Here is a 20,934-nt window from a genome sequence, read left to right as displayed (position 1 = left end):
TCGACACTGTCAGAGGAAACCCGGCGTTAGCCGGATGGCCGCAATCCTGAGCGGATGAGCACGAATCCGTTTCGCTATTTCAAGACGTCGCCCGAGGTCATTCGGCTTGCGGTGATGATGTATGTCCGGTTCCCGCTGTCGCTGCGGAATGAGGAGGACCTTCTCCACGAGTGCGGGATCGCGATGAGCTACGAGACGGTCCGCGACTGGTGGAACCGGTTTGAGCCCATGCTCGCCGCAGAGATCCGAAGGAAGCGAGCCAGCCGGCTTCGCGCCTGGCCTCAATGGCAGTGGCATTTTAGACGAGGCCACGGCCGTGGCCTTCTCCGCCCGAGATCGATCCACCGGATCGATCTCCGCGCCTTTGGCGCACCGACTGCGAAGTCGTGAAGATCAACGGCGTGACCCACTACCTCTGGCGCGCCGTCGATCATGAGGGTGAAGTGCCCGCGACCTACGTCACCAAGCGTCGGGATCGATAGGCCGCTTTGAAGTTTCTGCGTAAGGCGGTGAAGCGGTATGGCCAGCCGAAGTCGATCATGACGGACCGTCTTCGGTCCTGCCGCGCGACGTTCAAAGAACTCGGGATTGAAGACGACCCGGAGGTCGACCGCTGGCTCAACAACAGGCCGAGAATAGCCATCTGCCAATGCGACGACGGGAGCGGGCGTTGCTCCGCTTCCGGCAGATGCGAAGTCTTCAGAAGTTCGCCGCCGTCCACTCTTCCGTCCACAATCACTTCAATCTCGACCGCCACCTCAACTCCCGCGACCGGTTCAAGGAAAACCGGCAGGCCGCCTTGGCCGAGTGGCGGCAGCTCGCCGCCGGATCAGGGCCGCTCTACCTCTAACAGAGACCGGTTCGCTTTTGTCTGACAGCACCGCCATGTATGTCCGGAAAATCAGAGACATTCCCGTAACCGGGAAATTCCGCCGTGTTTCCGGCGGTTAGCGCTGCGGCAAGGGTTGCCAGAGGAAACCCGGCGTTAGCGGGATGACCGCCATCCTGAGTCGATGAGCACGAACCCGTTTCGCGACTTCAGGACATCGCCTGAAGTCATCCGGCTTGCGGTGACGATGTCTGTCCGGTTTCCGCTCTCGTTGCGGAGCGTAGAGGACCTGCTTCACGGGTGCGGCATCGAGGTGAGGCACGAAACGGCCCGGTCACCGTTAACTGACAGACAAATTCTGGTCGTTGCAAGGTTGAGGGCGAACGCGGCAACGGTTGCAAATCAGCAGAAATACATCAAAGATCGCAAGAAAACATCTTATATACTGAATATATCTATTGATATAAGTCGTCGATTATGCGGTTCGGAATTTCCGATCGATGTATCTGAATTGTTATTACATTTAAATCATTGATTTATATCATATGCTTTTTCAGCAGCCTCCGTTGCCTTCCCGCTCGACGGCCCATATTTCTGATTTCGTCATGAAATCATCGGGAGGAAAGCGATGGTTCCGTGCTGCTTGCCGCACCTGCCAGGGTGCATGTCGGGCCGGCTATCTTGCCAGCCTGCGCTTCCGGGGATTCGCGTTTGATGTGGAGAGTACCGCTCGAAGAGGCCGTCAAGGACGACTGCGCGCAATGCGAGTTTCGTGCAGGCCGCGTCTGCAGCCTCTGGCTGGGCGAAAGCGATTGCCTCGGCAAGCCGATCGACCGGCTGGTCCTGAAGGTCAAGGCGCGCCAGACCTTTGCCCGGTCCAGGACACCCGGACGGCCGGTCGTCGTTGTGCGTTCGGGCTGGGCCGCAACCGTCCACATGCTGCCCGACGGCCGGCGGCAAATTCTCTCGGTCGTGCTGCCGGGCGAGACGCTGACCTGTGCCGGTCTGCTCGACGAGGAAATGACGATCTCCGCGGTCGCCCTCTCCGATCTCGAATGCTGTGTCATCGAGGCCGATCTGAGCGTGGCGGCAGATGGGCGGTGTAGAAACCTGCAGGACATTTTTGCCCAGCTCTGCCGCGATGAATTCCAGCAGATGCGCCGACGGCTCGTCGATCTCGGCCGCCGCACCTCGGAGGAGCGAATTGCAAGCTTCATCCTCGACATCATGCGTCGTCAGGAGGCACTCGGTGCGGCCAAGGATGGCCGTTTCCCCTTCCTCATCCGCCAGCAGGATCTCGCCGATGCTCTGGGTCTCACCCAGGTTCATGCAAGCCGGGTCATGTCGAACATGCGGCGTGCGGGCCTGATCGAGTTCAGCCGGAACGAGATGGCGGTCCTCGACGCCGACGCGCTCAATCTGATCCTGTCCTGAACTCGGGCTTCAGGCCGAAACCGCTTTCGGCCAACCTTCGGCCAGAACAATGCCGTTGGCGAGAACGCGGTCGACGAGATTCGCGCAAGCTTGTGGCGGCAGATCGGTCCAGGGCGCTTGCGGGCCGCAATCCGCTCGGCACCGCCCCTCCGTCCACCCTGCCACTGTCCAGCGTGTGAAGCTTCGGTTGGCGGCCGGAGCGAACTCGATGAGGGCGACTTCCTCGTGAATCGGGTTCTCGAGGATTCGGCAAAAGGTGCGGAAAATCGTGTTTCGCTCGCCTTCCATCAACTGAATGAAGCGGCAGCGCGTATGGACCAGCGCGCCCGTGATGCCGTCGCGCAGATTGTTGCGCATCCCATCTCGGATTACCCGGCCGAAATCACCCGATAGCGCACCCGGGCGCAGTTCGATCATCGGTTTGCTCGTGTAGATCAGCCGGTAGAGCATGCCCCGATCCTTATTAGCATAAACTAAATCGTATCAGGCCACACGCCCTCCCGGCGGTCCACCCCCCAGACAACAACATGCATCAACAATCTTGAGCACATTCCGGCACTTGGCGCTGAGAACATAGATTATAAATATACCTTTTCAATATATATTCTAAATATATACTCAGAACATAAGTTTCTATATTTCAATTTTTCTAAATATTAACCGCTCATTTACCAAATACACTTGAGCCTATCGCCAGTTGTTTGACCCGAGTCAATCCTGGAGGGGCGATGTGCGCGCAAATGTCACGGCGCGGAAGGAACAGATCTGGCAGGCCCGGTTCGGCCTGCAGGTCGGAAGGCGCGTCTCCGGCTCTGGCGAACCACGCGCATGCGTCTGAAGCTTTATCTCGCTTTCGCGGCTGTGTGCGCGCCGTTGGCGATATGCATTGCCGTTGCGGTCGTGGAACTCAATGCGATCGGTGCGGCAGTGAGCGCGGGTGTGCTGGTCCGCATCGGCAGTTCCGCCGCCGCCGCCTCCGCCCTGCTCGCAATCCTGAGCGCCTTGCTGCTCACCGGGCCCGCCTCGCGCGCCAAGCGTACGCTTCGTTCCGATCCATCCAACCCGAAGACTGCCGCGCCGAGCCTGGCGCCGCTTTCCGACTTCAACGCCAGTGGAGAGACGTCCATGTCTGACGCGAATATCGGCCAGAGGCTCGATTTCCTGAAAATCGGCCCGGAGGAGAAGGCGGCGCTCGCCAGCATCCGGCCTGTCATCGAGAGATCGGTGCCTCAAAGCCTCAAGACCTTCTATGAGCAGGTCCGCAAATATCCCGAGGTGCGGAACTTTTTCCGCGACGAGCGGCATATCGATGCCGCGTCGGGCGCGCAGGACAATCACTGGAAGCGTATCGCGGCGGCCAGTTTCGACTCAGGCTACATCCAGAGTGTCGAGACGATCGGCAAGACGCATGCCCGGATCGGTCTCGAGCCGCGCTGGTATATCGGTGGCTACACGCTGATCATCGAGGCGATCGTTCGCGACATCGTCGCCGATCACGAGAGCCGGAAGAAGAAGGGATTCCGCCGCGACGACGGCGGCGATCTCGGGGCAAAGCTGTCGGCCCTGGTCAAGGTCGCGATGCTCGACATCGATCTCGGCGTCTCAACCTATCTTACCGCCTGCACCGAGGCCGAGCTGAAGAAGCAGGCCGAGGCGCGCCAGAAGGCCGACGAGATCCACGAACGGGCCGTGCAGTCGATCGCGGCCGGTCTTTCGGACCTGTCCGCCGGCGACCTGACGCGCCGCATCGACGACGAGTTGCCGACCGAATACGCCAAGTTGAAGCACGACTTCAACGCGGCGGTCGAAAAGCTGCAGGAAGCGATGAAGCGGATCGCCGCGGCGACCGAGGGCATCTCGTCGGGCGCGGGCGAAATCAGCCAGGCCGCTGACGATTTGTCCCGCCGCACCGAGCAGCAGGCCGCTTCGCTTGAAGAAACCGCCGCCGCGCTCGATGAGATCACCGCCACGGTGAAGACTTCGGCAGAGGGCGCCCGCGAGGCCAACAGTGTTGTTTCGAACGCTCGCAGCGATGCGGAAAAGGGCGGTCAGGTGGTCCGCAACGCGGTCGAGGCCATGGGCCAGATTGAAAACTCTGCCAAGCAGATCAGCCGCATCATCGGGGTGATCGACGAGATCGCCTTCCAGACCAATCTCCTCGCGCTCAATGCGGGCGTTGAGGCCGCTCGCGCGGGCGATGCCGGCCGAGGCTTCGCGGTCGTGGCGTCCGAAGTGCGGGCACTCGCCCAGCGCTCGGCCGAGGCGGCGAAGGAGATCAAGTCGCTGATTTCCGAGAGCTCCGCACAAGTGGAGACTGGCGTCGATCTCGTCGGGCAGACCGGCGAGGCCCTCGAACGTATTGTTTCCCAGGTCAGCCAGATCAATGAGCTCGTCAGCGAGATTTCGTCCTCGGCGGTGGAACAGTCGACCGGACTCTCGCAGGTCAACTCGGCCGTCAACCAGATGGACCAGGTGACCCAGCAGAATGCCGCCATGGTCGAGGAATCGACCGCGGCGAGCCATTCGCTTGCCCGCGAGGCGGCAGACCTGGCTTCGCTCGTGGCCGCCTTCCGCATCGGCGAGCGGGTCTCGGCCCCGACGGTCAAGACGCGGCCTGCTGCGCAGCAGCGTACCGTCGCCGCGCTCAAAACCACGGGCGGACGAGGACAGTCGGCAGCTCTGAAGCCGGCCGCCGAGGCTGAAGACTGGGAAGAGTTCTGAGGTGGAGATGGGCGAGATGGCCGACATCTATCTCCCGGCGCGCCTGGACCTCCAGTCGGCAGCCAGCCTCAAGACCGCGCTATCCGCGGCCGGCCGTCAGCCTGTCCGGCTCGACGCCTCCGGCGTCGAGTGGGTCGGAGGGCTGGGCTTCCAGCTGCTCGCAGCCGCGGCGGAGAAATGGCGGGCCGAGGGACAACTGATGCGTGTCGACACTCCAAGCGAGGCTTTCTTGCGGGGCGTCGCTCGCCTTGGCGGACTCGATCTTCCCACCGCAATGGCAGGGGACGAAGCATGAGCCAGACCGTACTCACCGTCGATGACTCACGGACCATGCGCGAGATGCTCCGCGCTGCGCTCGATACCGCCGGTTTCCGCGTGATCCAGGCCGAGGACGGTGTCGATGGACTCGACCGGCTCGAGGAGGAAATGCCTGACGTCATCATAACCGACATCAACATGCCCCGGCTCGACGGCTTCGGATTTATCGAGAGCGTGCGCGGTGACGAACGCTACCGGGGCGTTCCCATCCTCGTCCTGACCACGGAAAGCGAGCCGGCCAAGAAGATGCGGGCCCGCGACGCCGGGGCGACGGGCTGGATTGTCAAACCATTCGACCCGGAGCGTCTGGTCGACGCCGTACGCCGGGTCAGCGCCGCAGGATAGGGATTCCAAATGGATCCGATGGAATCCATCAAGGCCACCTTCTTCCTCGAATGTGAGGAATTGCTCGGCGATCTCGAGGCCGGCCTGATGGCGCTCGAGAACGGGGAAGGGGACGACGAAACCGTCAATGCAATCTTCCGCGCCGTCCACTCTGTGAAAGGCGGAGCAGGGGCTTTCGGGCTCGATGATCTCGTTCGCTTTGCCCACGTTTTCGAAACCGCACTCGACCGCATGCGGTCCGGTCAGATCGCTGCCGCCGGCGATGCGGTGAAGCTGATGCTTCGCGCTGCGGACGTCCTGGCCGACCTTGTCCAGACGGCGCGCGACGGCGGACCTGGCGTCGAGCAGCAGAGAAGCATGGCCATCGCCGCAGAGCTTGAGGCGCTGAGTGAGGGTCGTGATCCGGCGCCTGCGAACGCCGACGGAGAGCTGGCCATCGATACAGTCCCCGACGATGCCGGGATCGACGGTCTGGATTTCACCCCCCAGACCGTCAGCCTCGATCTTCCCGCCGATCTTGAAGCCGCCGCGCCTGCGCCTGTTGGATGGCGCATACGGTTCCGTCCGAACACGGACCTTTACGCCAAGGCCAACGACGCCGCCTTCCTGCTCCGCGAACTCGAAGGCCTGGGGGAGTGCCAGGTCACGCCTGATCTTTCCGGCCTGCCGGCCTTCGATGATCTCGATCCGGAGGTTTCTCACCTCGCCTGGGAGATCGAGTTGAGCGGCGAGTGCAGCGAAGCCGCCATCCGTGAAGTTTTCGAGTTTGCCGAGGGCGATTGCGAACTCGAGATTGCACAACTGGATCACCACGCCGGGTCTGCGGCCCTCCCGCCCGGGCCCGATCCAGCGGGACCTGAAATTTCCCTGTCTGACGCTAATGCCGAGCTCATGGCTGAACTCCCCGGTCCCGTTGCCGCCCCGGTTGCGTCTGACAAGCCAGCGAAGCCGCAAGCACAGCCGGCCTCCGCCACAGCCCCCGCACAGGCCACGATCCGTGTTGAACTCGACCGGGTCGATCGGCTGATCGACCTCGTCGGCGAACTGGTCATCAATCAGGCGATGCTGGCGCAGCGTGCGAGCGAGAGCGATCTCGGCCGGTCGAACGGCGTATCGATGGCATTGGATGATCTCGAACAGCTGACCCGCGAGATCCAGGACAGTTGCATGGCGATCCGCGCCCAGCCGGTAAAATCCGTGTTCCAGCGCATGCCCCGCCTGCTGCGTGAGATTGCGGCCATGACCGGAAAACAGGTCCGCCTCGTGACCGAAGGTGAGGGTACGGAAGTCGACAAGACGGTGATCGAGCGACTGACCGAGCCGCTCACGCACATGGTGCGCAATGCCGTCGATCATGGTCTCGAAACCCCGGGGGAACGGAAAGGCGCCGGGAAACCGGAAGAAGGCACAGTGCGTCTGTCGGCCGTTCACCGGTCCGGCCGCATCGTGATCGAAGTCGCCGACGACGGTCGCGGCATCAACCGCGAACGCGTGCGGCAAAAGGCCGTCGATCGAGGGCTGATCGACGCGTCGGCGGCACTTTCGGACGAAGAGGTGGACAACCTCATCTTTCATCCGGGGTTTTCGACCGCAGATCAGGTTTCAGATATTTCCGGACGAGGCGTCGGCATGGACGTGGTCAAGCGTTCCATCCAGGCGCTTGGCGGCCGCATATCGATCTCCTCCCGACCCGGCGAGGGATCGGTCTTCACGCTCAGCTTGCCGCTGACCCTCGCCGTGCTCGACGGCATGGTGGTGACCTGCGCCGGTGAGACACTGGTGGCGCCCCTCACCGCCATTGTCGAGACCCTGAAACCCCGGCCGGAAGACCTTGAGAAGTTCGGTCCGCAAGGCCGGCTTCTGAAGGTCCGTGATACCTATGTTCCCCTGATCGACGTCGGCGTGCGTCTCGGCTGGCGCACTTCCGGCACCGATCCCGCGCAATGCGTTGTGCTCCTGGTAGAAACCGAGTCCGGCGGGCGGGCGGCGCTACTCGTCGACGCCATCCAGGGCCAGCGCCAAGTGGTTATCAAGAGCCTCGAGGCCAATTACCAGCGCGTAGACGGGGTGGCAGCCGCGACGATCCTCGGCGATGGCCGGGTGGCGCTCATCCTCGATATCGACGCGGTGATCTCCAGCCGCCGCGCTCCGCCTCCAACCGGCCAGGCCAGCCTGGCGAAAGCGAGCTGACATGAACGAAGCGAACCAGACCGTGACTGGCGGGAAAGAACTCATCTCCTTCCGCATCGGCGAACAGGAATTCTGCGTGGACATCATGGCGGTGCGGGAAATCCGCGGCTGGACACCGGCGACGCCGCTGCCGCAATCGCCCTCCTATGTTCGCGGCATCATCAATCTGCGCGGTGCGGTTCTGCCCGTAGTGGATCTCGCCGCGCGGCTCGGACTCGGCGCCGCGGATCCCTCGGACAGGCATGTCATCATCGTCGCCCGGATCGGTGAGCGCTGGGTCGGGCTTCTGGTCGATGCCGTGTCCGACATCCTTGCCGCGTCGGAGGAGGCGATCCAGCCTGCCCCGGACGTGGCTTGTGACACAGTCAGGAAATTCGTCCGCGGCGTGCTGCCCGTCGAGGGCCGGATGATCAGCCTGATCTCGCTCGATCACCTCCTGCCGGAAAAGGAGGCGGAAGCCGCATGACGCCGACAGTAACCCGAACGTCCGGGCGCGCCGCTCTGGTCGCGGGCGAGTTTCACTTCTCGGCCGAGGACTTCCGACGTATCGCCGCCGTGCTCCATGGCGATTCCGGTATCCATCTGCAGGAAGCCAAGGCACCGCTGGTCTATTCGCGCCTCGCCAAGCGGCTGAGAGCGCTCGGGCTGGAGAGCTTCCGCGACTATTGCGAACTCGTCGAGAGCGGGGCGGGCGCGGCGGAACGACGGTCCATGCTCACCGCGCTGACGACGAATGTGACGCGCTTCTTCCGGGAGCCGCACCATTTCGACGCCCTGTCGCGCGACCAGTTGCCAGCGCTGGCCGCGGCGGCACGCAGCGGCGCCCGGGTCCGGCTCTGGTCGGCAGGATGCTCCACCGGTCAGGAGCCATATTCCATGGCGATGAGCGTGCTCGACGCCATTCCCGACGCGCCGGACCGGAACGTGAAGATCCTCGCCACCGACATCGACCCGGCGGTCGTGGAGACGGGGCGCGAGGGAGTCTATTCCGAAGAAGCGCTGCAGGGGATTCCCGAGCGGTACCGCAAATGGCTGGAGCGGGCCGGACCGGGGCAGTGGCGGATGGCCGGGCCGCTGCGTTCGATCATCGCCTTCCGTGAGCTGAACCTGTTTTCCGGCTGGCCGTTTACCGGCAAGTTCGACGCGATTTTCTGCCGCAACGTCGCGATCTATTTCGAAACTTCGGCGCAGGCGCGTCTCTGGACCCGTTTCGCGGAACGCCTGCAGCCGGACGGCCGGCTCTATGTGGGCCACTCCGAACGGGTTTCGGGCCATGCTTTCGAAAGCTGCGGTCTGACGGCCTACCGCCTCGCACGCGGGGTGCCGGCATGAAACGCGTCCGTGTCCTCGTCGTCGACGACTCGCCGACAATGCGCAGCATCATCAGCGCCATGCTCGGCCGCGATCCGGACATCGAAATCGCCGGGCATGCCGGTGATCCGCTGGAAGCGCGCGCGGCCATCAAAGCGCTCGATCCCGACGTGATCACGCTCGATATCGAGATGCCGAACATGAATGGGGTCGAGTTTCTCGAACGCCTCATGCGGCTCCGGCCGATGCCGGTCATCATGGTCTCGACCCTAACGCAGGAGGGGGCCGAGCTGACGCTGGCGGCGCTGGAACTCGGCGCGTTCGACTGTGTCGGCAAACCGGTAGGCGGCGATTCAGGATACGGATTTTCCGACCTTGCCGAGAAAGTAAAGGCGGCAGCCGCATCGCGCCCCCGGGTATCGGATGCGGTGCGCGCTCCGGAGCGCATCGCAGACTTCCGCAGTAATGGCCGCCTCGTTGCGATCGGCGCGTCCACGGGCGGGGTGGAGGCCCTGCAGACCGTGCTCGCAGAATTCCCGGAGAATTGTCCTCCAACCGTGGTGACGCAGCATATGCCAGCCAGCTTCACCCGGAGCTTCGCGGAACGGCTGAACAAGATGTGCGCACCGGAAATCACCGAAGCTGAAGACGGCGCGCCGGTGGAACCGGGCCGCGTCTATATCGCACCCGGCGGTGACTACCACCTCTCCGTTACCGGCAGCGGACGTCGCGTCTGCCGCCTCCTGGCATCAGGCCCGGTCAGCGGTCACCGGCCATCGGTCGATGTCCTGTTCCGCTCGGTGGCAGAGGCGGCCGGTGCTGCTGCGGTCGGCGCGCTCCTTACCGGCATGGGCCGCGATGGTGCCCAGGGCTTGCTCGCCATGCGGCAGGCCGGCGCAAGGACACTCGGTCAGGACGAGGACAGCTGCGTTGTCTACGGCATGCCGCGCGCGGCCTGGGAAGTCGGTGCGGTCGAGCGGCAGGTGCCGCTCCCGCGAATGGCACTTGCCATACTGGGCCTCTGCGCCGCGGGTGAAAGGGAGGTGGTTTGATGCCCGCCGCGAAAGACATTCGGGTTCTTGTCGTCGACGACCAGATGTCAATCCGGCTGCTGGTCAGGGCCGGCTTGCAGCAGATCGGTTTCACGGACATCGTCGATGCGCCTGACGGAGAAGCCGGTCTGAAAGCCTTGCTCGATCGTCCGGCCCACCTGGTGATCTCCGACTACAATATGCCCAAGCTCGATGGGCTCGGCCTGTTGCGCGCGATACGCTCGCACGAACCCATCCGGAAGACCGGCTTCATCATGCTGACCGGCCGGGCGGACACCGATCTCGTGCAGAGGGCGGTCCAGTTCGGTGTCAACAACTACCTCGTCAAACCCTTCACCGTGGCAACGCTAAAGGCCAAGATCGAAGGCGTGTTCGGGCCTCTGACATGATGGCGGATCCCGAATACGAGGTTCGCCGCCACGTCGTTCAGGGTGAACACAGCATCAGCGATCAACCCGGCGTTATGCTGACGACGATCCTCGGCAGCTGCGTTGCGGCCTGTATCCGCGATCCGAAGGCGGGCGTCGGAGGGATGAACCACTTCCTTCTGCCGGGCGAAGGCCGGGAAGGTGGCGGCGACATCCGCTTCGGCGTCTACGCCATGGAAGTCCTGATCAACGCGCTTCTGCGCGCCGGCGCGCGCCGCGAGCGGCTCGAGGCCAAGCTGTTCGGCGGAGGCCGCCTCGTGCGCGGGCTTAGCGACATCGGCGAAGCCAATGCCAGTTTCGCCCGTGACTTCCTCGAAAAGGAAGGCATCGCCTTTCTTGGCGGCAGCCTCGGCGGCGATTGCGCCCGCCGTGTCCAGTTCTGGCCGGTCTCTGGTGTGGCGCGACAGTCGCTGCTGCAGCGCGAACAGGAACATGTCTTCATCAAGGAAGCGGGCAGTCCGGCGCCGAAGCAGCACGCCGGCGAACTCGAACTCTTCTAGGAGCGGTGATGCGCGGAGACGACGGCAGATACAAGACGTCTGCACCGGCCCAGTCAGTGCTGTCGGCGCTGGCAAGCGAGATGCGCCGTACCGCCCGTTTCGCTGCTGAAATGGAACAGCGGATCGCGCCGGGCCTGATCGCGTCGCGCAACCTGTCTGATGGCGAAGCCCCGCAAATGATCGATGTGCTGGTTCAACGTCTCGACAGTCTCGCGGGTTATGCCGAACGGCTCGCCGAGACCGCGCCTGCAGTACCACTGGACTGGTGCGATGCGGCCGCGCCCGTCCCTTTGGCTGAGGTCAGGCGCCGACTCGATCCCGAACACGCGGACGATCCGGGCCAGGGACCAGTGCAAAGCGGCGATCTCGAACTGTTTTGACGGGGAAGGAAATGAGTACGGAAACGGGCCGGAATTTCAACCTCGCTGAAGCGTCGCTGCTGCTCGCGGCGCAAAGCCCGGCCAGTCTCGAAATCCTGAGCGAGATCACCGGCGGTTTCGGCGCGCGGCATATCCACACAGCTTCATCGATTGAAGATGCGCGCCGGACGATCGGAATCGAGGAGCAGCACTTGATCATCGTTGATGGCCGCCTTGAGGACGGGGCGGGGCTCGACTTCGTCGCCTGGCTACGGCGCGAAGCCCCCGAACCCAACCGGTACGCCCCGGTGATCTTCGCCTCTTCCAACTACACGAAGGAGAGCTTCGAGATGGCCCGCGACGCGGGGGTGAATTTCATGGTGGCCAAGCCGGTCAAGCCCGACGCGCTCCTGAAGCGTATCCTTTGGCTCGCGGATAATCCCCGGCGCTTCGTGGAAGCGGGGACCTATTGCGGGCCTGACCGGCGCGTTCGTTTTGAAGGCCCCCCCGCCGGATTGCCCGGCCGGCGGAAGGAGGATCTGCCGGTCAAGCTCGGCGCGCCCGCCGGAGACAATCTCAGCCAGGACGCCATCGACGCGTTCCTCAAACCTCAGAAGATGACGCTATGACCGACGTGAAGTTCACCAAGCCCGAAAACCGGCTCGCCGCCACGCTTCGCCGTCCCGGCGGTCTCTCGCCCGCCGAGGCTGTCCGCCAGGCCTCGTCCCGGCTGAAGGCCGGAAAAGCCCAATACGAGATGCGCATGGACGGTGCGATCTGCGAACTCTGCAAGGCTGAATGCACGGCCGGCGTCAGTCCGGACAGCCGACGCGAGCGCCTGTCGCGGTTGGCGAACGACATTTCCGAACTGGCCGGGGCGAGCGGGCTCGACGGCCTTTCGGAGGCGGCGCGAAGCCTCCATCTTCTCGCCGAGGCAGCCGGAAGTGACGACCTGCTCGACGATGCGGCCGTCAAGGTCCATATCGCCAGTATCCGTCTCTTGCGCGAGCAATGCGGCGCGATTGCCCGCGAGGACATGCACACGCTTCTTTCCGGCCTCAACCGGTTGATCGACGCACGAATGCCGGACGTCGATCTGCCGGAGGCCGGTCACTGCTCCAAGCGCGGGAACTAGCGCATCATCGGCACTGTCACAGGCCATACCCGCTTAGACGGCCGCCGCCCTTTCCCCGGATGTGGGGTTGAAGTGAGCCGCGAAAAGGAGCGGCGCTCTCCTGCTGCGTCAGTTATTTTCCGCGCCTGCCAAGTAGCGCCGTAGCGCGATCGCTCCCGCAGCGGCAAGATCGGTGATGCGATCCCGGTCGGTCTCGTCTCCGAACTCCACGGTCAGACCCGGCGCGTTGTAGGTCAGCGCGAACCAGCTCTTGGCGGTCGGCAGGCCGGGATTGTGGCTCGGATCGCGATCGAAGGCCTCACCCTCGCCGGTCCAGGCTTCGTCCATAAGCGCGATCCAGTCGGCGGAGAAATTTGCCGGCGTCAGGCCGGCATTGTCGTGCGGCGTGTAGAGGACATCGCGGCGGGTGCTGTGGAAGTCCAGCAGCAGGAAGGGTGTGTGCCCTTCACCAGCCCGGGCGACAATCGCGTCGCGGATGGCTGCGGTTTCCGGCTGCTCGAACGGGCCCCAGTCGCGGTTGAGATCGGTATCGCCGAGATTCTCCCGCCAATGGCCTTCCGCCACGCCGTCGGGATTGAGGTCCGGCACGACCAGCCATTCGAATTGATCGAATGTCTCGCGCGCGGAAGGGTCGGCGAAGAGCGTTTCGAGAAAGGCGCGCAGTCCCAGAACGCCGGTGACTTCGGGCGGATGCTGGCCGCCGACGATGACGATCAACGGCGCATCCGGCGAGGCCGAGCGGCGCGACAGCGCCTCGATCGCCCGGCCGTCAATGCTGTGCCCGATGGTCTCGATCTCGAGTTCATGCTGAGCCGCAAAATCGCCGCGCCACGCCGCGCGCGCGTCGATGCCGATGACTTCCTGTGCACCGATGCGGTAGCGGCCGGCATCAAGGGTGACCCGCAGTGTGGCCAGGTGTCCCTCGTCGGCAAGCGTTACGGCGGAATCGGGGAAGGCGACCCAGAGGCCGTTGCTGTTCTCGATCTTCGGGCGATAGCGGTGCCGGTAGTCGCCGTAGTCGAGCGCAATCGATACCTCGGCATCGCGCTCCGTCTCGAGATCGAACGCATACCAGGGGCTCGGATTGATGTCGGGGCTTTCCGGAACAACCGTCAGTTCGAATGATGCGGGGCCGGTCCTGCGGCAGACATAGTCCGGCGCGCCCGAGAAATCCTGGGTGAGGCGAACATCGCCGCTCGCGCAATCGACAGGCTGAACCGTCGCGCATGCCGACAGGGTGAAGAGCACGGCCGGCAAGGCCAGGGCGAAACGCTGCAAGAAGGACCTCATTCGTTGGAGGGGCGGACCGGATCCGAGGCCCGGACGGAAAGGGCTTCGGCGATGACGGCATCGACCAGTGCGCCATCGAGGCCGAGATAGGTCGCCGGATCGAGCAATGCGTCGAGTTCGCCGGGTTCGAATAGCGCGAGCAATTCGGCATCGGCTTCGATCGCCTCGCGCAGCGACGCGCCGGTCTCGCTGGCCTCGGCTGCCAGGTCACGCAGACGGTGTTCAGCGCCCTCGCGGCCGAGGTCGTCCTGGATCGCGAAGACGATGCGCTGGGTCAGGATCCAGCCCTCGCTGCGGCCCAGATTCTCAGCCATCCGGGTCTCATTCACACGGAGCCGCGAGATCAGCCGGCTGGCGTCGCCGAGCATGGCCTCGGTCGCCAGCGCCACATCCTCGATCGCCTGGTTCGGCCGGGAGGTGTTGTCGCGTTCAAAGAAGTTGATCATGTCGTCCTGCACGATCTCGGCGAGACGCGGAATGACCCGTCCGTGCTGGATCAGGGCTTCCGAGAGGGACGGATTGACCTTGTGCGGCATGGTGCTGGACCCGACCGAGCCGCCAGGAAGCTGTTCGTAGACCGAGCCGATATCCGTCATCTGCAGCAGGAAGATTTCCTGTCCGAACCGCGCCCAGGTGTGGGCGATCATCGACTGGACGAGGGCGTATTCGGCGAAGACGTCGCGGCCGGCATGCCAGTCATCCGGATAAGGCTCGGGAAGGCCGAGTTCGGCAGCCATAAGGCGCTCGACCTCCTGCCCTTCCTCGCCGAGGCCAAGATAGCTTCCAACCGCGCCTTTCATGATGATCGAGCGCTCGATGCGTTCCAGCAGGTCGGTCAGCCGGTCGATATGGCGGCGATTCTCGCCGATATATCCGCTCAGCTTCTTGCCGAAGGTGATGGGCAGGGCGTGCTGGCCGAGCGTCCGGCCGATCATCGGCGTGTCGCGGTAGTGCCTCGCCTGCTCGATCAGTTGCAGCTCGATCGTGCGCAGGTCGTCGATCAGCGCGAAGACGCTGTTGCGCATCTGCAGCATGGCGGCACTGTCATAGAGGTCCACGGTCGTCGCGCCGTAGTGGAGGTAGTCCGCGCTCTCCTCGTCGAGCGAGCGGCGGAGCACGTTCAGCAGCGCGACCATACGATGCCGGACGACGGCGTATTCCGCATCGAGGTCGGCCTGCGGCAGGTTTTCCGGAATCGCGGCCACGGTGATCGCGTCGGCGGCTGATTGCGGGATCACGCCCCGTGCTGCCTGTGCCCGGGCGAGGGCAGCCTCGAGGCGCAACACCTGGGCATTCAGCGAGCCGACCGAGAATATCTCCGCGATCTCGCCATTCGGAGACAGCGTGTCGGCCTGGGGCGCGAAGCGCTCAGCCTGCGCTTGCAGAGCCGGGCTGTCCTGTGCGCCGGAGAGCGCCGGAAGCGAAGCCGCCATGGCGAGGGCGGCGGCGATTGCCGCGGCGCTTCTCACTCCGCCACCGTCATGAGGCCGAAGAGCAGCACGTTGAGATAGTCGTTGGTCGCCGATTGCGGGCTTTCCGACATGCGCCAGTCATCGAGACTGTTCGCGGCGGCGAGCGTGTAGCCGCCATTGAGGAACATCACGCTCGCCAGAATGGCCTCGACCACCTGGGTGTCGTGTTCGCGCGCGCTGCCGTCGGCCATCGCGGTATCATGAGCGTCGCCCAGGCGGCGCCAGATATTGCGCAGGCGCGCCTGGTAACGATTGCGCCGCTTTGCAGGCAGGGCGGCCATGAGCTTCAGGCGGATGATCGGCGTCATGCCGCTGGCCTGCATGTAGATCAGGTCGAACAGGACGCGCTGGATCCAGTCGAGCCCCGAATGGTGTTCGTCCGCGGCATCCAGTGTGGCTTCCACGGCCTCGAGCGAGTGGTCGACGCACTGGTCGAGAAAGCTCTCCTTGTCCGGGATGTGATAATAGAAGGCGCCGCGGGTGACACCGAGCGATCCGGCGACATCAGCGAGCGAGACGCCTTCAAAGCCGTACAGGTTGAAGAAGCGGATGCCGGCCTTCAGGAAGGCCTCGCGCTTCATCTCGTTGCGCGCATCACGATCGAAGATCTGCGGCACTTCCTTCTGCGTGCTGAACTGCACCGAGATACGCGATGAGACCTCACCGGGAAGGGTCAGGCCCTCGCGCAGGACATCAATCAGGACGCTTGCGGCATTGCGGAAATCGGGGGCCGACATTTCGTTCGCGCTGACTTTAAGCCAGTCGAGCAGGGCGAACATGCAGAAGGTGACCGGCTCGCTGCGGCCGAGCGAACGGTCCGCCCGGTCAAGCCAGTCCTGAACCATTCCGTTCACCTGCGCGATCGGAGCGCTCAATCCGGCGACAATGCGTTCCTGCGCGTCGTCGGGCAGGGCATCGAGTTCCTGGAGTTGAGGCGGGTGCGCGCGCCGGCCTTCCAGCGCATCGAGCAGCTGATCGGCATAGGTCCGGAACAGCAGCAGGAGCTTCTGGTCCGGTGTGGTCGTCGCCTTCGCCGCCGTGGAAACGGCGTCTTCGAGGAATTTCACGGCGGTCATGAAGACCGCCTCGGCCAGCTCGTCCTTGGAGGCGTAATAGTAGGCGATGCTGGTCTTGGTCAGACCGAGATCGGAGGCGATGTCCTCGAGCCGTGTGCCGCGCACGCCCTGGGCGTCGAATCGTTTCGAGGCTGCCGAGCGGATGGCCGCGGTTTTCCGCACCCGCTCCTGCTTCCGGGAGAAAGGCGAGGTGTTGTCGGGAAAGGTCGGTCTCAGAACGGCCATTTCTGATGTCACCCGAATCTGATCGGCGGTCGATTTTTTTCGCAAGGTCGAACGCGCACTTGGGTATCGCCCATTCCGGGATCTTGTCCACCAACTGTACGAAATTTGAACCGAGTGTATAATTTTTGTTGACACTGTCCAGCGTCGTTGTTTTCGTCACTCGCAAAACACCGAGGGGAGGACACAATGTCGTTTCGGGGATTCTTGAAGTCTGGAATTGCGCTCGGCGTGCTCGCTCTGGGCAGCGCCGCCTATGCGCAGGAAGCGCCGACTGAAGCCGCACCGCAGGCTCAGACGGAAGAAGGCGATGTCATCATCGTCACCGGCACCAACATCCAGGGCGCGCGCATCAATGAAGCGCTCCCGGTCACCATCGTCGGACAGAATGACCTCGACGCCATCGGCGGCGTGGATGGTGAAGACCTGATCCGTTCGCTACCGTCGCAGGGCGGGGTCCAGTTCCGGACCGACAACAACACCACCAACAACAATGCGCGCGGCGACGTGGCCTCGATCAATTTGCGCTCGATCGGTTCGAGCGGCACGCTGGTCCTGCTGAACGGCCGCCGGATCGTGAACCACCCCTCGACCCAGGCCGAACTCTCGACCCCGGTCACCACGATCAACGTCAACGCCCTGCCGGTCGCCGGTATCGAGCGCGTTGAAGTGCTGAATGACGGCGCTTCGGCCATCTACGGTTCGGACGCGGTCGCCGGCGTGTTCAACACAATCCTGATGGACGATGTGGACGGCCTCTATCTGCGCGGCCGCCATCTCTATGCGACCAATTCTGGACTCGATGAATCGACCGTCACGCTGCGGGCCGGGCGTGACTTCAACGATGGCCGCACGAATCTCTCGGTGTCGGCGGAGTATTCGCACCGGAACGGCATGTTCGCGAACGAACATCCGCTTTCCAGAAGCGAAGACACGCGTCCTTTCCTGGTCGGCACGTCGTTCGAGGGTGACGCGTCCTTCAACAACCGCGCCACGCAAACGCCCTGGGGGCAGTGGACGCTGCGTACGTCGACGGCCAACCGGGTCCGCCAGAACGGAACGACGCTGACCTCGACCTCCGGCGTCTTCCACCTGCAGCCGACCAGCTTCGCGGGCTGCCGAGCCGCTACGGCCGGCGCGCTTTCCGTTGCCGATCTGTGCATTGACGACGGCTCGCTTGACGCCGATCTGCGCTATGACGGGGCGACAGAGCGTTCGATCATTTCCGATCGCGACCGTTTCAACCTCTTCGCCTTCCTGAACCATGACCTCGCCAACGGCGTCCGTCTCTACGGCGAATTCGGCGTCTATTATGCCGAGACACAGTCGACGAATGAGCCGCGTAATGGCATCGGTGCAACCGAAATCTCGATTCCGCGGAATTACTACTGGAACCCGTTCGGCCCGGTGACCTTCTCGAACGGTTCACCCAATCCGAACCGCCTGCCGGGACTTTCCAACGTCCCCATCGAGGGTCTTCCGGTCTTTACTGATGGCGGCCGCTACCGCTTCGTCGATGTCGGTTTCCGCGATATCGAAGTCGTCAATTCGCAATGGCGCCTGCTTGGCGGCGCACGCGGCGAATTCGGCCAGTCGGGCTGGGACTGGGATGGCGCAATCCTTTACAATCGCTCCTTTGCCGAGGATTCAGTCAACAACTCGGTGTCGAGAACGCTGCTGCAGCAAGCCCTCTCCCGCGAGACGGCGGACACCTACAACATCTTCAATGGCGGCGACCCGAACAATCCCACGATTGGTGATGCGACACCGAACCGGCGTGAGCTGATCGAACCCTTCCTCGTCGATGTCGTCCGTACGAGCACGGCTGAGCTGGCGCTGGCCGATTTCCGGGTCTCCAATGGCAATATCTTCACGCTCCCGGGCGGTGACATCGGCGTCGCGACGGGCCTTGAAGTGCGTTACGAAGCCTATGATGAGGATCGGGATTCCCGGCTCGACGGCACCATTACCTTCACCGACGCCGTGACCGGCGAGTTCAGCGAAACCGACATTTACGGCACCAGCCCGACTCCGGACTCGTCCGGTTCGCGCACTGTGTCGGCCGGCTTCGTGGAATTCTCGGTACCGGTGGTCAGCCCGGACATGAATATCCCGCTGATCGAGACGCTCGATCTGCAGATCGCGACCCGCTACGAGCATTATTCCGACTTCGGCGGCAGCGGTCTCAATCCGCGTATCGCCACGGCGTGGGCCCCGGTCGAGGGCATCATGTTCCGCGGTGCGTATTCGGAAGGCTTCCGGGCCCCGAACCTGCTTGTCGTCAACGAGGGCGTCGATCGTTCGAACGGCCGCGAAGACAGCTATTTCTGCGAAGCCGGCGTGCGCAATGGCACGTTTGCCAACTTCGCGGCCTGTACCGGCTTCTCGGTCGGCCGGACGGAGCGCCGGTCCGTGGCCGACGATATCGGTCCGGAAGACGATGTCTCGATCACCTACGGTATCGTGCTGGAGCCGAACTGGTTCACCGGTCCGGCCAGCTTCCTGAACAATCTGACCATCACCGTCGACCGCTGGGAAATCCAGCGCCGCGGCGTGGTCGGCGTGTTCGGCGCGGAAAACCACATCAGCCTCGACTACCTGCTGCGCATGCAGGGCTCGTCGAACCCGAACGTGGTCCGTGCCAATCCGACCCAGGACCAGATCAACTACTTCACCGCGGCGGGTCTCGATCCGGCCGGTGATATCCTGTTCATCCGCGATACCTACGACAACAACGAGAATATCGACGTCGAGGGCATCGATTACGGCGTCTACTTCAACTTCGAATCCGACCGTTTCGGCGAATTCGACATCAGCGCCAATGCCTCCTATCTCGACACCTACTTCATCGCCCTGTCGCCGGGTGCTCAGCAGATCCGGGACGGTGTCAACAACGGCATCATCGCCAGCGAGATCACGGTTTCGCAGGAGGGCGACATCATCCGCCAGGACGGTCAGCCGGAATGGAATGTCCAGACCACGCTGACCTGGCGTCATGACAGCGGTTGGGGTGCTGGCGGCCTGATCAGCCACATCAGTGACTTCATCGACACCGGTGCCGGCCTTGATCCGAACGGTGATCCGTTCATCGTCGAGGAATTCACCACGATGAATGCCTATGTCGAGTACGAGTTCGACCGTGCCGGTGCACTGAACGACCTGCGTGTCCGTGTCGGGTCGAACAACATCTTCGATCAGGATCCGCCGCTTGCCGACGAGACCAATGGCTACGATGCCGCCTATCACAGCATCCGCGGCCGCCAGATCTACATCGACATCCGCAAGATCTTCTGATCAGTGGTTGGAGGGACGCCGGTGAGAACCGGCGTCCCGATACCCTCATGCTCCGCTTCATCACCGTCATTCTGGCTGCCGCCCTCCTGAATTGGAGTCCGGCATTCGCCGACGACTCGCGCACCGGCCGCTTCGTCTTCTCGGACTGGTCCGGTCCGCCGCTCACCATCCATTTCATCGAGCCGTCCGCCGAAGCGATGGCCGATGCCCCCGTCGTGATCGTCATGCACGGTGTCGATCGCAATGCCGACGACTATGCCGCCAACTGGCGCGGCCTCGTTCGGGAGCACGGCTTCCGGGTCTATGCGCCGGAATTCTCCGACGCCGACTTTCCGGGTGCTGCAATGTACAATCTCGGCGGTATCGGAACCGATGGCCCCTATGCGTATTCGGCGATCGAGCCGCTTTTCTCCGCGATTTCCGAGCGCGGCGGATCGGCCGAAGGCTATTACCTGTTCAGCCATTCCGCCGGCGCGCAATTCGTGCACCGCGCCGTGCTGTTCGAAGACCTGCCCCGCCTGATCACGGCCTTCTCCGCCAATGCCGGCTGGTACACCCTGCCGGACGCGGATACGGCCTGGCCCTACGGTCTGGACGGCGTGCCGGTCGATGACGTGGCGGTTGGCCAATGGCTCGGGCGGCCGCTTGTCGTGCTCCTGGGCGACCAGGACACCGATCCGCGCGACCGCAATCTACGGCGTACGGCAGAGGCGATGGCGCAGGGCGAACACCGCTATGCGCGGGGGGCCTATTTCATGCGCGCGGCGCGGGACCGGGCGGCCGAGCTGGGCGTGCCCTTCTCCTGGACCGCCTATAACGTACCCGGCGTGGCCCACGACAATGCGGGCATGGCCCAGGCCGCGGCTTTGCTGATCGCGCTCGACGCGGAAGAGACCGACGGCGAGGACGAGTAGCCCTCCGGCCCGTTCTGGCGGGCCATCATGAACCGACAGACACA

General features: G+C 63.6%; 19 protein-coding genes and 2 pseudogenes. 17 read left to right on the top strand and 4 right to left on the bottom strand.

Going from position 1 to position 20,934, the window contains the following annotated elements; genetic code table 11:
* Window positions 1-54 precede the first annotated feature (54 nt).
* The 3 genes and pseudogenes from L5876_RS14865 (at window position 55) to L5876_RS09770 (ending at window position 2,263) form a co-directional block, all read left to right on the top strand.
* Window positions 55-850 (top strand): annotated as a pseudogene (locus L5876_RS14865) (transposase).
* A 163-nt stretch (window positions 851-1,013) separates the two neighbouring features.
* Window positions 1,014-1,163 (top strand): annotated as a pseudogene (locus tag L5876_RS14860) (IS6 family transposase); the annotation flags it as partial.
* Window positions 1,164-1,543: 380 nt separating this feature from the next.
* Entirely contained in the window at window positions 1,544-2,263 is a 720-nt protein-coding gene (locus L5876_RS09770) for a Crp/Fnr family transcriptional regulator (protein WP_236956137.1), read from the top strand.
* A 9-nt stretch (window positions 2,264-2,272) separates the two neighbouring features.
* Here the strand turns inward: L5876_RS09770 and L5876_RS09765 are convergent, their stop codons facing one another.
* Window positions 2,273-2,713 carry a BLUF domain-containing protein gene (locus L5876_RS09765; RefSeq protein WP_236956136.1) on the bottom strand — a complete coding sequence of 147 codons (441 nt, stop codon included), beginning with the start codon at window positions 2,711-2,713 and terminating at the stop codon, window positions 2,273-2,275.
* 378 nt (window positions 2,714-3,091) lie between these two features.
* Between L5876_RS09765 and L5876_RS09760 the strand changes: the two genes are divergently transcribed.
* From L5876_RS09760 to L5876_RS09705, 12 genes are read left to right on the top strand one after another with little or no spacing between them, the layout of a single operon-like run.
* Window positions 3,092-4,984 (top strand): globin-coupled sensor protein, encoded by a 1,893-nt coding sequence (locus L5876_RS09760; RefSeq protein ID WP_236956134.1) that lies wholly within the window; start codon window positions 3,092-3,094, stop codon window positions 4,982-4,984.
* Between the two features lie 16 nt (window positions 4,985-5,000).
* Window positions 5,001-5,279, top strand: coding sequence for an STAS domain-containing protein (locus L5876_RS09755; protein WP_236956132.1), 279 nt, complete (start codon window positions 5,001-5,003; stop codon window positions 5,277-5,279).
* The gene (locus L5876_RS09750) at window positions 5,276-5,647 is read left to right on the top strand and encodes a response regulator (protein WP_236956130.1); all 372 of its coding nucleotides are present in this window, start codon (window positions 5,276-5,278) and stop codon (window positions 5,645-5,647) included. Before L5876_RS09755 ends, L5876_RS09750 begins: the two co-directional genes overlap by 4 nt.
* Window positions 5,648-5,656: 9 nt before the next feature.
* Window positions 5,657-7,837, top strand: coding sequence for a chemotaxis protein CheA (locus L5876_RS09745; protein WP_236956128.1), 2,181 nt, complete (start codon window positions 5,657-5,659; stop codon window positions 7,835-7,837).
* Between the two features lies 1 nt (window position 7,838).
* A complete protein-coding gene (locus L5876_RS09740) occupies window positions 7,839-8,303 on the top strand; it encodes a chemotaxis protein CheW (protein ID WP_236956126.1) in 465 nt (154 codons plus the stop codon).
* Entirely contained in the window at window positions 8,300-9,169 is an 870-nt protein-coding gene (locus tag L5876_RS09735) for a protein-glutamate O-methyltransferase CheR (protein WP_236956124.1), read from the top strand. The genes L5876_RS09740 and L5876_RS09735 overlap by 4 nt, the downstream gene beginning before the upstream one ends.
* A complete protein-coding gene (locus L5876_RS09730) occupies window positions 9,166-10,200 on the top strand; it encodes a chemotaxis response regulator protein-glutamate methylesterase (RefSeq protein WP_236956122.1) in 1,035 nt (344 codons plus the stop codon). Before L5876_RS09735 ends, L5876_RS09730 begins: the two co-directional genes overlap by 4 nt.
* A complete protein-coding gene (locus L5876_RS09725; RefSeq protein ID WP_236956120.1) occupies window positions 10,200-10,589 on the top strand; it encodes a response regulator in 390 nt (129 codons plus the stop codon). Before L5876_RS09730 ends, L5876_RS09725 begins: the two co-directional genes overlap by 1 nt.
* A complete protein-coding gene (locus tag L5876_RS09720) occupies window positions 10,586-11,128 on the top strand; it encodes a hypothetical protein (protein WP_236956119.1) in 543 nt (180 codons plus the stop codon). The genes L5876_RS09725 and L5876_RS09720 overlap by 4 nt, the downstream gene beginning before the upstream one ends.
* An 8-nt stretch (window positions 11,129-11,136) precedes the next feature.
* A complete protein-coding gene (locus L5876_RS09715; protein ID WP_236956117.1) occupies window positions 11,137-11,508 on the top strand; it encodes a hypothetical protein in 372 nt (123 codons plus the stop codon).
* An 11-nt stretch (window positions 11,509-11,519) separates the two neighbouring features.
* Window positions 11,520-12,116 (top strand): response regulator, encoded by a 597-nt coding sequence (locus L5876_RS09710; protein WP_236956116.1) that lies wholly within the window; start codon window positions 11,520-11,522, stop codon window positions 12,114-12,116.
* Window positions 12,113-12,622 carry a hypothetical protein gene (locus L5876_RS09705; RefSeq protein WP_236956115.1) on the top strand — a complete coding sequence of 170 codons (510 nt, stop codon included), beginning with the start codon at window positions 12,113-12,115 and terminating at the stop codon, window positions 12,620-12,622. Before L5876_RS09710 ends, L5876_RS09705 begins: the two co-directional genes overlap by 4 nt.
* Window positions 12,623-12,730: 108 nt before the next feature.
* Here L5876_RS09705 and L5876_RS09700 read toward each other — a convergent pair whose 3' ends face one another.
* The 3 genes from L5876_RS09700 to L5876_RS09690 are packed head-to-tail and all read right to left on the bottom strand — an operon-like array spanning window position 12,731 to window position 16,685.
* Window positions 12,731-13,900 carry a M14 family metallopeptidase gene (locus L5876_RS09700; RefSeq protein ID WP_236956114.1) on the bottom strand — a complete coding sequence of 390 codons (1,170 nt, stop codon included), beginning with the start codon at window positions 13,898-13,900 and terminating at the stop codon, window positions 12,731-12,733.
* 8 nt (window positions 13,901-13,908) lie between these two features.
* Window positions 13,909-15,381, bottom strand: a complete 1,473-nt coding sequence (locus L5876_RS09695; RefSeq protein WP_236956113.1) for a lyase family protein — start codon at window positions 15,379-15,381, stop codon at window positions 13,909-13,911.
* Window positions 15,378-16,685, bottom strand: a complete 1,308-nt coding sequence (locus L5876_RS09690; RefSeq protein WP_236956112.1) for a TetR/AcrR family transcriptional regulator — start codon at window positions 16,683-16,685, stop codon at window positions 15,378-15,380. Before L5876_RS09690 ends, L5876_RS09695 begins: the two co-directional genes overlap by 4 nt.
* Window positions 16,686-16,889: 204 nt before the next feature.
* On the opposite strand from L5876_RS09690, the gene L5876_RS09685 reads away from it, so the two are divergent.
* Together L5876_RS09685 and L5876_RS09680 are read left to right on the top strand one after the other, a co-directional pair.
* Window positions 16,890-19,976 (top strand): TonB-dependent receptor domain-containing protein, encoded by a 3,087-nt coding sequence (locus tag L5876_RS09685; protein ID WP_236956111.1) that lies wholly within the window; start codon window positions 16,890-16,892, stop codon window positions 19,974-19,976.
* Window positions 19,977-20,023: 47 nt separating this feature from the next.
* Window positions 20,024-20,890, top strand: a complete 867-nt coding sequence (locus L5876_RS09680; protein ID WP_236956110.1) for a hypothetical protein — start codon at window positions 20,024-20,026, stop codon at window positions 20,888-20,890.
* Window positions 20,891-20,934 lie beyond the last annotated feature (44 nt).

Origin of the sequence: Hyphobacterium sp. SN044 (assembly GCF_021864465.1) — a bacterium.
In the GTDB taxonomy this organism is placed as follows: Bacteria; Pseudomonadota; Alphaproteobacteria; order Caulobacterales; family Maricaulaceae; genus Hyphobacterium.
The sequence above is the reverse complement of the archived record's forward strand: the minus strand, read 5'-3'. Positions and strand labels throughout refer to the sequence as shown.

Coding starts and splice junctions, on each gene's coding strand:
- L5876_RS09735 (WP_236956124.1), top strand. CDS start 8,300: ATGACGCCGACAGTAACCCGAACGTCCGGGCGCGCCGCTCTGGTCGCG.
- L5876_RS09710 (WP_236956116.1), top strand. CDS start 11,520: ATGAGTACGGAAACGGGCCGGAATTTCAACCTCGCTGAAGCGTCGCTG.
- L5876_RS09680 (WP_236956110.1), top strand. CDS start 20,024: ATGCTCCGCTTCATCACCGTCATTCTGGCTGCCGCCCTCCTGAATTGG.
- L5876_RS09740 (WP_236956126.1), top strand. CDS start 7,839: ATGAACGAAGCGAACCAGACCGTGACTGGCGGGAAAGAACTCATCTCC.
- L5876_RS09760 (WP_236956134.1), top strand. CDS start 3,092: ATGCGTCTGAAGCTTTATCTCGCTTTCGCGGCTGTGTGCGCGCCGTTG.
- L5876_RS09720 (WP_236956119.1), top strand. CDS start 10,586: ATGATGGCGGATCCCGAATACGAGGTTCGCCGCCACGTCGTTCAGGGT.
- L5876_RS09715 (WP_236956117.1), top strand. CDS start 11,137: ATGCGCGGAGACGACGGCAGATACAAGACGTCTGCACCGGCCCAGTCA.
- L5876_RS09705 (WP_236956115.1), top strand. CDS start 12,113: ATGACCGACGTGAAGTTCACCAAGCCCGAAAACCGGCTCGCCGCCACG.
- L5876_RS09765 (WP_236956136.1), bottom strand. CDS start 2,713: ATGCTCTACCGGCTGATCTACACGAGCAAACCGATGATCGAACTGCGC.
- L5876_RS09725 (WP_236956120.1), top strand. CDS start 10,200: ATGCCCGCCGCGAAAGACATTCGGGTTCTTGTCGTCGACGACCAGATG.
- L5876_RS09770 (WP_236956137.1), top strand. CDS start 1,544: ATGTGGAGAGTACCGCTCGAAGAGGCCGTCAAGGACGACTGCGCGCAA.
- L5876_RS09750 (WP_236956130.1), top strand. CDS start 5,276: ATGAGCCAGACCGTACTCACCGTCGATGACTCACGGACCATGCGCGAG.
- L5876_RS09755 (WP_236956132.1), top strand. CDS start 5,001: ATGGCCGACATCTATCTCCCGGCGCGCCTGGACCTCCAGTCGGCAGCC.
- L5876_RS09730 (WP_236956122.1), top strand. CDS start 9,166: ATGAAACGCGTCCGTGTCCTCGTCGTCGACGACTCGCCGACAATGCGC.
- L5876_RS09745 (WP_236956128.1), top strand. CDS start 5,657: ATGGATCCGATGGAATCCATCAAGGCCACCTTCTTCCTCGAATGTGAG.
- L5876_RS09690 (WP_236956112.1), bottom strand. CDS start 16,685: ATGGCCGTTCTGAGACCGACCTTTCCCGACAACACCTCGCCTTTCTCC.